This window comes from Desulfofundulus thermobenzoicus, from assembly GCF_009428905.1.
GTDB classification, from domain to species: domain Bacteria; phylum Bacillota; class Desulfotomaculia; order Desulfotomaculales; family Desulfovirgulaceae; genus Desulfofundulus_A; species Desulfofundulus_A thermobenzoicus.
Map to the genome: position 1 here is coordinate 96845 of NZ_WHYR01000004.1, position 14446 is coordinate 111290.

Here is a 14446-nt window from a genome sequence, read left to right on the forward strand (position 1 = left end):
TGAGAAAATGCTGTTTCTCAGGATGGGGCGAAAATGAAGATTTATTGTTGACGACGACGCCACCCCGAAAAGTGTGCTGGAAATCTGCCGTCAGGCGGCGAAATTTCCCGTGTCCCTGGTTACGGTGGCCGGCAAAGCCATCCGGCCGGCGAACATGGAATTGGCCCGGATTCTAAAGAAATGTATCAGTGGGAATGTTATACCTATGAATAAAGAATTTCCCTTGAAAAAGATGGAGCAAATTGAACTATCCATAACCGGCCTGACCCATGCCGGGGAAGGGGTGGGGCGGTACCGGGGGCTGGCCGTGTTCGTTCCTGAAACGGCTCCCGGGGATACGGTCCTGGCCGAAGTGCTGGAATGGAAAAAGAACTATGCCCGGGCACGCCTGCTGGCGGTGAAAAAGCCTTCCCCCGGCCGCCGCCCTCCCCGGTGTGCCCGTTTTTCAGCCTGCGGGGGCTGCCGCCTGCAGCATGTGGATTATGCGGAGCAGCTCCATCTGAAGACCGGCCTGGTGAAGGACAGCCTGGCCCGCATTGGCGGCCTTTCCGGGGTGGCCGTCCGGGACACCGCCGGTATGGATAATCCCTGGCACTACCGGAACAAGGTCGTTCTACAGGTGGGGGAAAGGGGAGGCCGTTACCGGCTGGGCTTTTATGCAGGTGACTCCCACAACCTGGTTCCCATTTTTCAAGATGGCCCGGGCGGCTGCCTGCTGGTGGACCGGGATCTCAATGAAGTGGCGAAAGTCATAGAAAATCTGCTGAATAAATACGGGCACGGCGCTCCCGGCGGGATCAATGACTGGAAACGCCACAAACCCTTTTTTCGCCATGTGGTCCTGCGTAAGGGATTCTTTACCGGGGAAATAATGGTCGTGCTGGTGACCGGCGGCGGGCAGTGGCCGGGGGAAAAGGCTTTCACCGGTGAATTGCTGTCCCAAAGGTCCGGCCTGACTTCGGTGGTGCGCAATATCAATGACGGCCCGGCCGGGGTGATTCTGGGCCGGGAGAACAGGCTCCTGGCGGGGCGGAAATGCATCACCGACCGCCTGGATCACCTCACCTTCCGCATATCGCCCGCTTCCTTTTACCAGGTGAACCCCGTCCAGACACTGGTATTGTACCGGCAGGCACTGGACTATGCGGCGCTGACCGGCAGGGAGACGGTGGTGGACGCCTACAGCGGCGTGGGTACCATCGCCCTGTTCCTGGCCCGGCGGGCAAAAAAAGTGTACGGCCTGGAAGTGGTGCCCGGGGCGGTAGGGGACGCCCGCCTTAACGCGGTGTTGAACGGGATAGACAATGCGGAATTCCACCCGGGGGCGGTGGAAGAGCGGCTTCCCGCCCTGGCCGCCTGTGGCCTGCGCCCGGACGTGGTGGTTCTGGACCCGCCCCGCCGGGGCTGCGGCAGGGAAGCCCTGGAGGCGGTGGTGAAAATGGGTGTGCCCCGGGTGGTCTACGTTTCCTGCGACCCCGGCACCCTGGCCCGGGATCTGGGCTATCTGGCCGGCAAAGGATACCGGGTGGAGGAGGTTCAGCCGGTGGATATGTTCCCCTGGACGCAGCATGTGGAATGTGTGGTTTATTTAGCATGGGGCTTACCCGTTTCCCGTTGATAAATTTTTTAACCAGGAGTTCAGGTGGTTTGCGCAAAAAGCAGCGCTCAGGTAAAATTAAGAAAAAGCTACGGGCAAAGATCAATGCCAAAACCGGTACCAGAGAAATGGAGGTGCGAAAAATGAGCATCGTCCTGGATGAGCCGGCGGCCGGCCGGCAAAGGTATACCTACGAAGACTACTGCCGCCTTCCGGAAGGGTCACCCTATCAACTGATTGGGGGGGAACTGGTCATGACGCCCTCGCCGACACCATATCACCAGATGGTGTCCATGAAATTGGTATTTAAAATGGCGGGCTTTGTCCTGGAAAAGGGCCTGGGTATTGTTTTATACGCTCCTGTTGACGTCTACCTGGAGGAAACGGAAACCTACCAGCCGGACATAATTTTCATTTCCAACGAGAGGCTGTCCATTATCGAAGAGAAGCGGATAAATGGCGCCCCGGACCTGGTGGTGGAGATCCTTTCCCCCGGCACCGGTTATTACGACCTGCGGAGCAAGTATAAGGTTTACGAAAAGAGCGGCGTCAGGGAATACTGGATCGTTGATCCCCATAGTAAATCGGTCCAGGTTTTTTGCCTGCAGGGAAGAAAATTTGTTCTGGACCGGGAAGTGGAGCAGCAGGGGACGGTTCAATCCCATGTAATCGCCGGATTGACGGTTCAGGTGGAAAGTATTTTTTAAATAGCATTTTCCGGTAGGAGACGGTGGCATTCCCCTGGAAGAGAGGGAACTTATTTTTCCCCCATATCTTCTATTCTTTCCTTAAACAGCTCACCCAGGCTCATGCCCTCTTTTTTGCGGTCGTCCCAGGGCCGGGGGGGCTTCTTCCGGCCCGGCAGGGGTTGGGGTGAATCCAGTTTCCTGTTCAAAGCATTTCACCTCAGGCATTATCGTGTACATAATGGGGTTGTTTAATCCGCCTACCGGTCCTTTTTTGTTTTCATAGCAATCAGTTCCATGTTACAATAATCCCTGATCGAACAATTACGGGTATATCCAGGCCCTTCGGGAGCATCCTGAAGGGCCATCACCTGCCGATACTTAATGAGGGCCTCCCGGCTCTTAACAGGATTTGGAATAATGTTATTACATATATGGGGAGATGGTTTCTTTTGTCCGGACAGGGGAGCCAGGCGAATCAAATGGAGCCGGTAATCTCGCCTGCGCTGGGGCGCAGTACGGGGAAGACGGCGGACTTTTTCCGGGGGGTGCTGGTTTCCACGCCGGTGGTGGTGGGATATCTGGCCATCAGCGTGGCTTACGGCATTCTGGCCCGGCAGGCCGGCCTGGGGCTGGTGGAGTCCGTGCTCATGTCCGTTCTGGTTTATGCCGGTTCCGCCCAGTTCATCGGCGTGGGTATGCTGGCGGCCGGGGCCGGCGGGGCAGCCATTATCGCCACCACTTTTCTGGTCAACATCCGGCACCTGCTGTACAGCGCATCCCTGGCGCCGTACCTGCAGCGGGTGGGGATGGGCCGCCTGGCCGCCCTGGGTTTTGGTCTGACCGACGAAGCCTTTTCCCTGGATATCGTGGAACTGTCCCGTGGCTCCAGGTCAACGGTGTTTCTGGCCGGTATCCACCTGATGCCCTACCTGGCCTGGATTAGCGGTTCTGTTATCGGCGGCCTGCTGGGCGGTCTGGTCAGTGGCATTGGGCAACTGGGCCTGGACTTTGCCCTGCCGGCCATGTTTATCGCCCTGCTGGTGCCCCAGGTGAAGGACCGGCTGCTGGCCGCCACTGCCGTGGTATCCGGTTTCGTATCCCTAATCCTGTCCCACTTTATGCAGGGCAGCTGGAACATCATTCTGGCCACGCTCATAGCGGCGTCTTTAGGAATGGGGTGGGAAAAATGGCGCAGACGCTGTGGATAATTGCCGGTATGGCCCTGGTGACCTATCTGCCCCGGGTACTGCCGCTGCTCGTTCTTTCCCGTAAGCATATCCCGCCGGGACTGCGCCGCTGGCTGGAATTTGTGCCCGTTTCGGTGCTTTCGGCCCTGCTGGTTCCCAGCCTGCTGGTGCAAAATGGTCAACTGGCTTTCCGGCTTGATAACCATTATCTTCTGGCCGCCATGCCCACATTTCTGGTGGCGGTGAAATTTAAAAACATTTTTCTAACGGTTTTCTGCGGTATAGTTTCCCTGATGATCATCCGGGCTTATCTATAAATGGATCGCCGCAGCCGGGCGCCCGTGAGGGCGGATATTCAGGCCGTGGCCTTTTTAAGAGCCGCCGGAGCCTGCTCACCGGGAGGAGTGATTTCATGGACATTCTGGCCGTACTGGCGGAAGAGAAAATCCGGGAAGCCATGAGAAGGGGGGAGTTTGCAAACCTTGCGGGTAAAGGGCGGCCCCTGGAGGTGGACGACCTGTCCCATGTACCTGAAGAATTGCGGGCCGGGTACATTATACTGAAAAACGCCGGGGTGCTGCCCGAAGAAATGCAGCTGAAAAAAGAAATGGTCACCCTGCAGCAACTGATCGACTGCTGTTACGAGGAAGAGCAGAAGACCGGTTTAAAGAAAAAGCTGACCGAAAAAATGCTCCGGTTCAATATGCTCATGGAAAAGAGGAAAATGAACAACAGCGCATTTCAGTTTTACAGGGATAAAATTTACGGCCGGTTGGGCTTTTGACTGGCGGTTGTTTTTTCCAGGGTGTTGCCGAACGGCAGCGGCCTTAACCAGGTAGTGGAAAAGATGGAGCCCGTGACCGAGGAAGTTACTTTCGTCTATTATGGCGCCGTGGCCTGGAACGGGCTTTTTGCCTATTGGCCGGGCGTTGCCGACGCCGCGCTCATCAATGCGGCGAAGGGCACGCCGGAAGCGGAAAAGCTTCTGGCCAGGTACCCCTGGTTAATTCGGTTAATTCGGGGGACACCATACTGAATTACGCCTTTGAGACCTGTGCTCGTAGTATGATGACAAACGCATGGCCAGGGCAGCGCGAGTAGTGGTTCCCGGCGTGCCCCACCACGTTACGCAGCGGGGCAACCGGCGGCAGCAAACATTCTTTTGCGAAGAGGATACAAAGCATACCTGCACCTGATGGCGGAGCGTAATCCCGTCCGTGCCGGGCTGGTAGAAGAGGTCTGGCAGTATCCCTTGAGCAGTGCCGCGGACCCTGAGGCCGCGCAAGAGCGGAGCCAAAGGACCTCGGCGGACGAGGAACTGAGCAGATAATTGAGTATGGTGTCCCCCCTGATTTCCAATTATTCTTCGGTTTACAAAATGCAATATTTTTGATAGAATGTAAACCGGAGAGGTGAGAGGTGATGATCGGAGAACGACTCAGGCTGGCCCGGCGGGCCGCCGGACTGAGCTTGCGGGAATTGGGCAACCGGGTGGGTGTGTCGCCTCAGGCCATTTCAAAGTACGAACGGGACCTGGACATACCAGGTTCCGGTGTCCTGCTCCGTCTGGCAGAGGCGCTCGGGGTCAAGGTTGAATATTTTTTCCGGACGCGTAGGGTGAAACTTTCCGTGCCGGCTTACCGTAAAAATTCTGCCCTGCGCCGCAAGCAAGAACAAACGGTCCTTGCCCAAATCCAGGGGTGGCTTGAACGATATCTCGAGATTGAAGCGCTTTTCCCGCCCGGCGACGACGCACGCGGCTTTGCTTCACCGGAGGGCGTAAATTCCAGGATTACCGTGCCGGAAGAAGCGGAGCGGGTGGCGGAAGAGCTAAGGGCGGCCTGGCAGTTAGGCCTGGCTCCCATCGAAAACCTGACCGAACTTCTTGAGGATAAAGGGATCAAAGTTGGGTTGGTGGACGGTGCGGAGGGCTTTGACGCCTGCACCTTCACGATGGAGGACAACACCCCGGTTATTGTTATGCGGCGTAGTCTTCCCGGCGACCGCCAGCGCTTCAATTTGGCCCACGAATTAGGGCACATTATTCTCCGGCCCGAAAAAGGGGCGAGTGCAGAGAAAGCGGCGCACCGGTTTGCCGGTGCTTTTTTAGTTCCCGCACCGGCGGCGCGCCGCGAATTGGGGGAAAGGCGGCAGGCGCTTAGCCTCTACGAACTGCACCTTTTAAAGCATAAATACGGCCTCAGTATGCAGGCCTGGATTTACCGGGCGAAGGATTTGGGTATCATTTCGGAAGCGCTCGCCACGAATTTGTTCCGCGAATTTCGCCGCCGTGGTTGGTACCAGAAAGAACCCGGCGATGCTCTGCCCCCCGAGGAACCAAAGCGGATGGAACGGCTGGTGATGCGTGCGCTTGCGGAGGATCTGATCTCAGAATCCCGTGCCGCCGAACTGCTTGCCAAATCCCTGGCCGAATTTTGGCGGGAGGTGGCCGAGCGGCATGGCGGATTCCCGGCGGATCCACGTGACTGACACGAACATCTGGATCGACCTGTATGCCGGCGGGATTATTCACGAAGCGTTCCAACTGCCGCTCCGGTTTATCGCCCCTGATGTGATTATTGCCGAATTACAGGCGCCCGATGGACGAGCCCTGGTATCCCTCGGATTGCAGCAGGAGGAACTTGCCGGCGACGAGGTCCGGCTAGTCATTCAAATAGCAAGCCGGTATCCCGCGCCTTCGCGCGTGGACCTTTTTACCCTGGCGCTGGCCAAAGCAAGGGGCGCTGTTTTGCTAACCGGTGACAGGCACCTGCGGAAAGCCGCGGAACAGGAGAAGGTACCCGTGCACGGGACGCTCTGGATACTGGACGAACTGGTTCGACAGCGGATCGTTACGCCCCAAAAAGCGGCCCGAGCGCTGGAAAAGATGCGGGCGAAGGGAAGCCGCCTGCCTCGTGCCGAGTGCGAACGCCGGCTGAAAAAATGGGGAAGAAGAGACGGTTGATGCAGATTGTTCAATCTGCGAAAATGGGCCGGGGTTGGGCTAAATTAATCTAAATTAAAATGAGGATTGACATTTTCCTGTATCCATTACCCTCGGCTGGAAAGAACTCCCGATCCAAAAGGGGAGAACTTCAGGTGGTTTATAAAATATAAAAGTAAACAGAAGCAGCCCCTGCCGTTGGCCGTGGAAGGCAGGGGAATTGCGTTACTGATTGTCGGGCAGCCAACCCACGTCGGAATTGATGGGGCGGCTGTGGAAGCTGGCCGGCGGGTTAAGAAACCTGAGCCGGGACGAATTCAGGCAGTTTGCCGCCTGGCTGGGGCACGTGCTGAAGGCGAGGTGGATGTGATGATTACGAATCTGGAAATAGCCCTTGAAGAGATGGAGCAGCAGGCAGAAATGCGCGGGTTAATTAAAGGCAGGGCTGAAGGCGAGGCTTTCGGCGAGGCCAGGGGTAAGGTTGAGAAGGCACAAGACGCCATCTGCAAATACCTCAGAAGGAGGTTCGGTGATGCATCTGCCAGCCTGCAGCAGAAAGTCCGGGAGATGACCAGCCTGGAAGTGCTGGACGGGGTAATGGAGGAATTGTTTGCCGCCAACACCCTGGAAGAGGCCGGGACATCATCCGGGAAGGTCTCAATAAGTCCCTTCAGTAGTTCTGGTGGCCCGACCTGGTGAGGGCGATGGCTCCCATACCGCCCGGGGACTTCAAAATCCTCCTGGTCCATACCCCTGACTTCGCGCCCCATGCAGCCAGTGCGGGCATTCAACTTCAGCTTTCAGGCTACAGCCACGGCGGCCTGATCCGGCTGCCAGGGGTTGGGGCTCTGTACTGTCCGCCTCTCGGGCGCGAATACCCCCTCGGCCTGCGCGAGGTGCCGGGAAGCGGCTCGTCTTTTTTCCACCTTTATGCCCAATTCTCCCAGCTTGTATTCCTAAAGGTTAACCAGCTTGCGGAAGGGTATGCTCATGAAATTCTGGCTGGTCACCTTTCCCGGGGGTCAGGGGGGCCAACCCGCTGACCGGATTGCCGGGAAATATAGCCATCGAGCAGGAAGGCTGTAGATCGTTACCCCGGGGTAGGCCAGCAGGATGGGCGAGTGGGTGGCCATGAGGAACCGGGCATTCCGGAAGGCCGGGATGTTGAAAGGATAACCTTTCCCGGCTGCACCCCGCTTTCCGGTAACCTGAATAGCCCGCAGGAACATTAATGTCCCCCCACGCAGCCGGGCCTTGAATATCTGCCCGTAACGCCTTTGGCCCCGGCTGCACCATCCGTTGCGGCCGCCGGACACGGAGATTCGTAACCCCTTAAGGTGTACCTGGTATTCCGCTTTCCATTCTATAACTGATTATCCGGAAAGACAAGTGACCGCCTAATCCCCGGGTTAAAAAACCGGGGCTTCTCGACAGTTGAACACTGGTAAGTTTCTGCTTGATCCTGGCCGGGATCCAGAACTACCTGGCGTCTTTATCATGGTTGCCCGCTTTGTCCTTCAGACCCTCTCCCCCATTATTCTCCCGAATGCCCTCCGGAATCTGAAGCGCCGTGATGAAAGCGGCGATAGTTTTTGCCGGTACGCCGGTTCGCTCGGCCAAAAGCCTTACCAGGGGATCCGAAACCAGTGAGCAATAGCAGGCCAGAGGCAGGGGGGCGGTGGTCCTGGCGGCGCCGACCAGTTCGTCCAGAGAAACCCCGAAAATCTCACTCACCCTTACCAGAGTCTCCAGGCCGGGCTGCTTTGCCCCGCGTTCCCAGTTGGCAACAGTGGAGCGTTCCACCCCCACCATCCTGGCCACGTCGTCTTGCCTGAGGCCCAGCTTCCGGCGCAGCCGTTTTAAAGCATCTCCAAACTGGATCATATAATCACCCCGGCAGGTTTCTAATAGAAACTTTAGCCCTGCAAGATTGCTATTGACAAGTTTCTAATAGGACACATATAATGTGTCCATAAGGCACATAGGGAAAACAATAGCACATAAACCAGGAGGCGGCGGATGCGTGCTTGTTTGCGCAGGGCCCGGCTCCAGGCCGGTCTTGCCCAGTCCGGGCTGGCCCGGCGGGCAGCCTGCAGGAGCCCGTACAAAGGCAACACCGGGTCCAGCGTAAGCCAAACAGGCGGAGCGCGGTGCTGGCTGAGAAAAGTATTGCCCTTTTGATGGCAGATTATGCCTCTTTAGTATAAAGGGTCTTATCCCCGGGTCTTAACGGGGTGACGACCGCCCAGTCGTTGTGCTGCACGCGAATTACAAAAAGAAGGAGAAGGTGTAAGGTGCGGGTATTTTATGCGGGTATTATTTTATTTGCTGCAGTCATGTTCGCGGCATTTGAGGCAAAAGCCGTACCGGCGGGGTCCCTGGAGGCCAGCGGGATCAGTATCTCTCCCGCCGTTATTGAGGTAACGGCGAAGCAGGGGGAAACGGTGGAAACAGAGGTCATGTTGAGGAACGTGTCAGAGGAAGAACAGGTAGTGGAAATGCGGGTGAAGGATTTTGAGAGGCACGGGAATCAAATAGTTTTTTTAGAAGAACCGGGAGACCCGAAATTTTCGGTGGCCGCCTGGGCTGAGGTAACCCCCGGGGGGCCGATCCGCCTGCCCCCAAACAAGTGGGTGACGGCCAGGGTGGTCGTGCGCGTCCCCCGGGATGCAGAGGTAGGGGAGCACGTCGCTGCCGTTAATGTGCGCACGGTGCAGCCAAAAGAGAAAGTACAGGGGACGGGGATGGGAGTCCACACGAGCCTCTCTGTTGCCTTTTACGTGAAAGTAACCGACCCGCAGGGAAATATGAACGTCGTCAGGGACTGGAAGTTAAACTGGGTTAAAGGAGCCAGATGGAACGGGGGCAGGTACGTGCTCAGCCTGAGCAACACGGGCAACGTGCATCTTGTCTCCGAGGGGAAGCTGAAAATTTACGACTGGCTGAACAACGAGACAGTAGAAGAGCCCCTTTTATATACCAACTTCCTCCCGGGAGTGACAAAAGAGCTGGTGGTGGAATGGAAGAACCCGAAGCGGCTCGGGTACTTCCAGGCCGAAATTGAAGTGACCCTGGACGGAGGAGAGCGCTACGAGCGCTACCGGACCTGGTTCGTCCGCGTGCCCAATACTGTTGTGCTGGCAGTGGTGCTCACGTTTGTGCTGGTGTTCCTGTCCATCCAGCTCTACGTGCGCCGCCTGAAGAAGCGCATGCTGGAAGAGCTGGAGCAGGTACGGAGCAGGGAGTAGGCTTGCCGCTTTCGCCCGGCAGTTTCTGCCCGTGGGGAAAGCGCCCGTGACGGCGGGGATGAAAGGGAGTTCTCGTAAAAACCGCGGGACGCCGCGCCTGCAGGACCGGGCCGGCAGGCCAGCGATTAAATCGAAGGGAGGTGGTGCGGGCAGCGCAGGGAGCAGAAGGGAAAGTAAGGGTGCGGGGGGAGTGCGGCGGTGCCGTCCAGCACCGGCGGGGTGGCCTGGTGAGTAACGGGAAAATATGGCCAGCGGGGGAGATGGCAATCCCTCGCGGAACGAAAAACAAAACAGGGAGGTAGAGAACGATGAGGATGAAGCGTTTAGCTGTGGCGGTCGCGGTGGCCCTCGTGGTGAGCCTCATGGCAGGCATTGTCGCCTACGCCGCCATCCAGAATGTTACCACAAATGTTACGGTCGGACAGGAGTTAGCGTTAACCCTGGACCGTACCTCCATCAACTTTGGTCTGGTAACAGCAGGGAGTACCGGTAAGCCGGCAGACAACCCCGTTGTGGCCACCGTCCAGTCTCCGAGTTTCAGCTACAACGTAGCGCTATCAGGAACAAACTTGGCTGGACAGACAAATCCCAGTCAGTCAATTGCGATAAACAACATGGAGTACCAACTTTCGATCAATAACGGGTCCCCCACTAACTGGGCTGCAGTTCCCGGTACGTCTACGGTAGTTGCGAACAACCAACCGGCTACGACGGGGTCCGGGTCGACGTACACTTTCAGCTACAGGTTGAGCGTACCGGCAAATACCCCTTCCCAGAGTTACCAGGGAACGCTGACGATAGAAGCAACTACAATTTAACGTCGCTGCGCCGTTCTTCCCCCCTCTTTTCCGCCATTTTGCAGGGGAGCAGGACCCCGCCGGGATCCGGGACGCGGCCGCGGGACACCGGGGCCGGCGTCCCGGTCGTTTTTTAGGGGGGGCCCTGCCCGGGAGAGGGGGCGTACCGGGTTCACCCGGCAAGCCCGTTCCGGAAGATTTCGGTCGCCCTCCGGGCGACGACTCCTTCCTCCGACAGGACAGGCCTGCCGGTTTTCAGAGGCATTTTCCGTCTGACGTACGGGGCTGGTACGGCGAAGGCGGGCTTCCCCGCGAGGCCTGATCTTGTTGAAATAAACCGGAAACCCTGTTGTAGAACGCGAGGAGAGGGGTACTGAAAAGTGCGGAAGGTCTCCGTTGATTCCCTGCGGCCCGGCATGAAGGTCTGGCGCTCCATCTACAACTCCCGCGGGCGGCTGCTCGTCGCCGCCGGCACCGTGCTGGGCCGGGGTTACATCCGCCGGCTTAAAGCACACGGCGTTCCTGCCGTGTACATCGACGACGGCCTGCTGCCCGGTGTCTGTGTTGAGGACGTTATTTCTGATGACGTCCGCGTGCAGGCCATGAAGCAGGTCCGCCTGCTGCTGGAAGAGGAGCCGCAGGGGGCGCCCGCTGGCCGCGCGCTCATCAGGGTGCAGGAAATTGCGCAGGCGGTCAACGAGATCATTGACGAGCTCTTGAGCCGCGAGTCCGTGGTCGTAAACCTGGCCGATATCAGGTCGCTGGACGATTATACTTTCGGCCATTCGGTGAACGTCTGCGTCCTGTCCCTGATTACGGGCATTACCCTGGGGTACGGCCGGGAGGAGCTGTTCCGCCTGGGCATGGGGGCGGTCCTGCACGACATCGGCAAGGTCCGCGTCCCGGAGGAGATCCTGAACAAACCGGGTCCCCTGACCGGGGAGGAATTCGAAGTCGTCAAGCAGCACACGGTTTGCGGTTACGAACTTCTGCAGTGCCTGTCCGGTGTCGGCCATGCGCCGGCCTGCGTGGCCCTCCAGCACCACGAGCGCCACGATGGCCAGGGTTATCCGGAGGGCCTGCGGGGAGACGAGATTCACCCGTTCGCGCGCATCGTCGCCGTGGCGGACGTTTTCGACGCGCTTACCGCCGACCGGGTTTACCGCCGCGCCCTGCCGGTGCACGAGGCGTGGGAGATGCTGGCGGGCTCGGGCGGTTTTCTCTTCGACTTCAGGATCGTGCGGGCTTTTCTTTACAACGTAGCGGCCTACCCGGTCGGCACCGTTGTGGCCCTGAGCAGCGGCGAGATAGGGGTGGTGGTGGAAACCGTGCGCGGTCTGTCCCGTCAACCCCGGGTGCGCGTCCTTTTCGACGCCGGCGGCGCCCCGGTAACGGACGGCCGCGAGCGGCACCTGGCCGGGGAGCGGGGCATTACCGTGGTGCGTGTGGTCGTCGAGGATGAACTCGGGAACCTTGAAATTAAAATAAAGAAGCTGAAAAATAAATAACCCGCGGCGGTGGCGATTTAAGAGTAGCCTGCGGCGGACGGGAGAAACCTCGTGCGGCGGAAATGCAGAGCGGGACGTCTTAATGTCGATTCTCAAAATAAACCGGAAAAAATTATCACATTAAATTAGGTCGGCCAGCCACAAAAACCAAAGAAATTATCACTTTAAAAAGGTAAACCCAAATACAATTCTCAAATAACGTTGGCAAACAAAAAGCCGGGCTGCCTCATTTTTCAGGCACCCCGACCAATTGTTCCGGTTAAAGCAGCCGCCTTTTTTTAATGGCCAGCATTTCAGCCCGGGCTTCACCTAATTTTTCCCGGAATACGGTGGCAAACCAGGCAGCCCGATTTTTTGTCGGCGGGTAATGCCTGGCCTTATCGGCCACCTTGCAGACTGCCTCAATCATTTCCTCCGGGGTAAAGTGCAGTTCCCTGGCCATTTGGAGTGCCAGTGGCAGTAAATCATAAAAACCGACTGGCAAAGTAATATTCCAGGCTGAGTCTTTTGTACATATGAGCCGCCTCTTCACCTAAACTTCCAGCTCCTGGCTTGCCTGGTACACCACATCCTCGTCAATCTGCTTTTGTTTCCTGCCGTATGCGCAGATCAGGCAGCTGGTCACCAGATTGTTAACCAGCCGGGGCAATCCTTTGGTGATGGTGTAAATGGCCTCCAGAGCTTGCGGGGTAAAGATCTCCTCGTGCAGGCCGGCGTTTTTCAGGCGGCTTACACAGTATTCCTGGATTTCGCCGGGTTTAAGGCCCTGCATGACATACTTTACGGTGAGCCTTTGGTTTCCGGCCGCAAGACCCAGACCCGGCGGGTAGGTAAAAAGCGGTGGAATGCTGGCTCGTCCACCAGTGCAGGCTGAATTACCGAGCGGAGCCGTTCGCTTACGTGAGAATTACTGCCGTCCGGCAGGAGTGGCTACCGTGTCTGGTCAAAATTTTTGACCCTGTTTGCTGAGCAGTTCGACAAAAAGCCACAAAAGGTACCCGTTGCGTTTTTTTTGCTATTATGTTATTTTACAGGAGGAATTGGCAGGTAGCGGAAGAAATGTAAGGGTAGGTGGTAGGGGTCAAGGTAGGGCGATAAGTTTTACGGGTTTTCGGTGAACTGGCTCGGTTGAGAAGATTGACTTTAGCGAGAGACGCTATTGGTGTTGTGTCTCGGGATGATTTCAGGCGATTCTGACCAGCTTGGGTTGATTATCTCAGAGACACATCCAAGATTCAATTCGTGAACCTTTTGGGTTACTAAACCAAAGTATACGAGATAAGGAGGTATTCAGATGAGATCGATTAAGCAGAAACTATGTCTTATACTTGTGCTCGTCTTGTTAGCTAATGTGTTCTTACCTGGTATAAGTGCGTTTGCCGCTGAAGCAAATAATAATATCGTAGTTCCTGCTGGAAAAGGAATTAGCGTCCAGCCAGCGCCAGGGCAAGATGGTCGGGTAGAAGCTAAGGGTGTCAAGACGGCGGCGATCAAGGCGGCCATCCGTAAGCTGGTTTATTATCTGCGCCACAACGTTGACACGGTTATCAGTGAACTACGTGATTATGTTCCTGGCCGATACCTTACTGTGCTCAAAAACAACGCAGGTAAGATTGCCGATTTCCTTGAGAGGTTGCTTACGTGGGAGGAGCTAGCGTATCAAACCATCTACGACCAGACATATAACTTCTTGCGCTGGAATCTCGGTTTCGCTCACACTACGTCTCACTGGATCGCCCTCGGCATCAAATGGGTCATTGAGTGGGGGTTGCTCTAACATGAGCGTCTCCGGCGGTACTCCTAACTTGGACCGCGTTCTTAGCGAGTTCAGTGAAGAAGAATATGAGGGTTTCAAGCAGTTCATGCGCTGGATACCTGATAACCATGACAGGCTTTGGGCCGAACCTAAACTGGCCCGCGAACGCTTGGTAGAGGCCTTCAAGTGTCTCGTGCCAACCAGAGGCGAAGAGGACTTGGAACGGATTATTGAAGCTCTAAGCAAAGACGCACCTGGGATGCCTCTTCTAAAGCTGTTCAACAAAAAATCAAGGAAAAGGGGTTAATGTTCAAACCTGCGCTAGGATAGGATGGTCAGATAGAAGCCCAAAGTACCAGTCTGCGGTGATCAAGGCGGCCCTGAGGACGTTTTCAAATGATGCTCCGCTCCCATTCGTTGGATAGCCTCCTCAGGTTCGTTGAAACCTACGGCTCGTCGAGCGTAGCGAGCACGATTAGAAAATATGCCGGCAAGATCGCCGATATAGTGGATAAGCTGCTGACCTGGGCAGATGTTCTGCTGAAAGCTATCGAAGATCAAATCACAGGTGGTCTCAACGGGATCGGCGTTCCGTCCGTGTCAAGATCCAGTAGGTATCTCCATAAAAATTTTTCCCGTTTTGAGACCTCACCGCTCAAAAACATTAGTTTCAAGGCAGCGGCCTTGACATCCACCCCGCAGGTGGTCAGACAAACCCAC

20 protein-coding genes are annotated in these 14446 nt (G+C 56.7%); 15 read left to right on the forward strand and 5 right to left on the reverse strand.

The annotated features are described in order from the left end of the window. Nucleotides 1–109: 109 nt before the first annotated feature. The gene (gene rlmD, locus GFC01_RS02650; protein ID WP_341473711.1) at nt 110–1618 is read left to right on the forward strand and encodes a 23S rRNA (uracil(1939)-C(5))-methyltransferase RlmD; all 1509 of its coding nucleotides are present in this window, start codon (nt 110–112) and stop codon (nt 1616–1618) included. 29 nt (nt 1619–1647) lie between these two features. After that, complete coding sequence (locus GFC01_RS02655) at nt 1648–2304, forward strand: Uma2 family endonuclease (protein WP_243137166.1); 657 nt, start codon at nt 1648–1650, stop codon at nt 2302–2304. 50 nt (nt 2305–2354) lie between these two features. Here the strand turns inward: GFC01_RS02655 and GFC01_RS02660 are convergent, their stop codons facing one another. Continuing rightward, entirely contained in the window at nt 2355–2492 is a 138-nt protein-coding gene (locus GFC01_RS02660; protein WP_152945086.1) for a hypothetical protein, read from the reverse strand. Nucleotides 2493–2735: 243 nt separating this feature from the next. Between GFC01_RS02660 and GFC01_RS02665 the strand changes: the two genes are divergently transcribed. From GFC01_RS02665 to GFC01_RS02700, 7 genes are all read left to right on the forward strand, one after another. Further along, nucleotides 2736–3494: an AzlC family ABC transporter permease gene (locus GFC01_RS02665; RefSeq protein ID WP_194174767.1), complete on the forward strand. Its 759-nt coding sequence runs from the start codon at nt 2736–2738 to the stop codon at nt 3492–3494. Next, nucleotides 3473–3790, forward strand: a complete 318-nt coding sequence (locus tag GFC01_RS02670; RefSeq protein ID WP_152945088.1) for an AzlD domain-containing protein — start codon at nt 3473–3475, stop codon at nt 3788–3790. The genes GFC01_RS02665 and GFC01_RS02670 overlap by 22 nt, the downstream gene beginning before the upstream one ends. Before the next feature lie 95 nt (nt 3791–3885). Then, entirely contained in the window at nt 3886–4257 is a 372-nt protein-coding gene (locus tag GFC01_RS02675) for a DnaJ family domain-containing protein (RefSeq protein ID WP_152945089.1), read from the forward strand. Nucleotides 4258–4320: 63 nt separating this feature from the next. Next, nucleotides 4321–4509, forward strand: a complete 189-nt coding sequence (locus GFC01_RS02680) for a hypothetical protein (RefSeq protein ID WP_152945090.1) — start codon at nt 4321–4323, stop codon at nt 4507–4509. A 386-nt stretch (nt 4510–4895) separates the two neighbouring features. Then, entirely contained in the window at nt 4896–5963 is a 1068-nt protein-coding gene (locus GFC01_RS02685) for a helix-turn-helix domain-containing protein (protein ID WP_152945091.1), read from the forward strand. Continuing rightward, nucleotides 5932–6438, forward strand: coding sequence for a PIN domain-containing protein (locus GFC01_RS02690; protein WP_152945092.1), 507 nt, complete (start codon nt 5932–5934; stop codon nt 6436–6438). Before GFC01_RS02685 ends, GFC01_RS02690 begins: the two co-directional genes overlap by 32 nt. A 177-nt stretch (nt 6439–6615) precedes the next feature. Next, a complete protein-coding gene (locus GFC01_RS02700; protein WP_194174768.1) occupies nt 6616–7116 on the forward strand; it encodes a DUF4351 domain-containing protein in 501 nt (166 codons plus the stop codon). Nucleotides 7117–7217: 101 nt separating this feature from the next. On the opposite strand, the gene GFC01_RS19665 is transcribed toward GFC01_RS02700, so the two are convergent. Then, nucleotides 7218–7343, reverse strand: a complete 126-nt coding sequence (locus GFC01_RS19665; protein WP_279233422.1) for a hypothetical protein — start codon at nt 7341–7343, stop codon at nt 7218–7220. Nucleotides 7344–7896: 553 nt separating this feature from the next. After that, entirely contained in the window at nt 7897–8301 is a 405-nt protein-coding gene (locus GFC01_RS02705; RefSeq protein WP_152945095.1) for a helix-turn-helix domain-containing protein, read from the reverse strand. Nucleotides 8302–8711: 410 nt separating this feature from the next. On the opposite strand from GFC01_RS02705, the gene GFC01_RS02710 reads away from it, so the two are divergent. From GFC01_RS02710 to GFC01_RS02720, 3 genes are all read left to right on the forward strand, one after another. Beyond that, nucleotides 8712–9665, forward strand: a complete 954-nt coding sequence (locus tag GFC01_RS02710; protein ID WP_152945096.1) for a fimbrial biogenesis chaperone — start codon at nt 8712–8714, stop codon at nt 9663–9665. Between the two features lie 308 nt (nt 9666–9973). Next, entirely contained in the window at nt 9974–10483 is a 510-nt protein-coding gene (locus GFC01_RS02715) for a hypothetical protein (RefSeq protein ID WP_152945097.1), read from the forward strand. Between the two features lie 455 nt (nt 10484–10938). Further along, nucleotides 10939–11970: an HD-GYP domain-containing protein gene (locus GFC01_RS02720; RefSeq protein WP_341473712.1), complete on the forward strand. Its 1032-nt coding sequence runs from the start codon at nt 10939–10941 to the stop codon at nt 11968–11970. Nucleotides 11971–12229: 259 nt separating this feature from the next. Here the strand turns inward: GFC01_RS02720 and GFC01_RS02725 are convergent, their stop codons facing one another. Both GFC01_RS02725 and GFC01_RS02730 read right to left on the reverse strand, forming a co-directional pair. Further along, nucleotides 12230–12412 carry a hypothetical protein gene (locus GFC01_RS02725; RefSeq protein WP_243137168.1) on the reverse strand — a complete coding sequence of 61 codons (183 nt, stop codon included), beginning with the start codon at nt 12410–12412 and terminating at the stop codon, nt 12230–12232. Nucleotides 12413–12502: 90 nt separating this feature from the next. After that, nucleotides 12503–12742, reverse strand: a complete 240-nt coding sequence (locus GFC01_RS02730) for an AAA family ATPase (RefSeq protein ID WP_152945098.1) — start codon at nt 12740–12742, stop codon at nt 12503–12505. A 522-nt stretch (nt 12743–13264) separates the two neighbouring features. On the opposite strand from GFC01_RS02730, the gene GFC01_RS02735 reads away from it, so the two are divergent. The 3 genes from GFC01_RS02735 to GFC01_RS19005 all read left to right on the forward strand — a co-directional run. Continuing rightward, entirely contained in the window at nt 13265–13747 is a 483-nt protein-coding gene (locus GFC01_RS02735) for a hypothetical protein (RefSeq protein ID WP_152945099.1), read from the forward strand. Between the two features lies 1 nt (nt 13748). Continuing rightward, nucleotides 13749–14033, forward strand: a complete 285-nt coding sequence (locus GFC01_RS02740) for a hypothetical protein (RefSeq protein WP_152945100.1) — start codon at nt 13749–13751, stop codon at nt 14031–14033. A gap of 89 nt (nt 14034–14122) precedes the next feature. Further along, the coding region (locus GFC01_RS19005; protein WP_207707573.1) for a hypothetical protein at nt 14123–14446 on the forward strand (324 nt) is incomplete at its 3' end.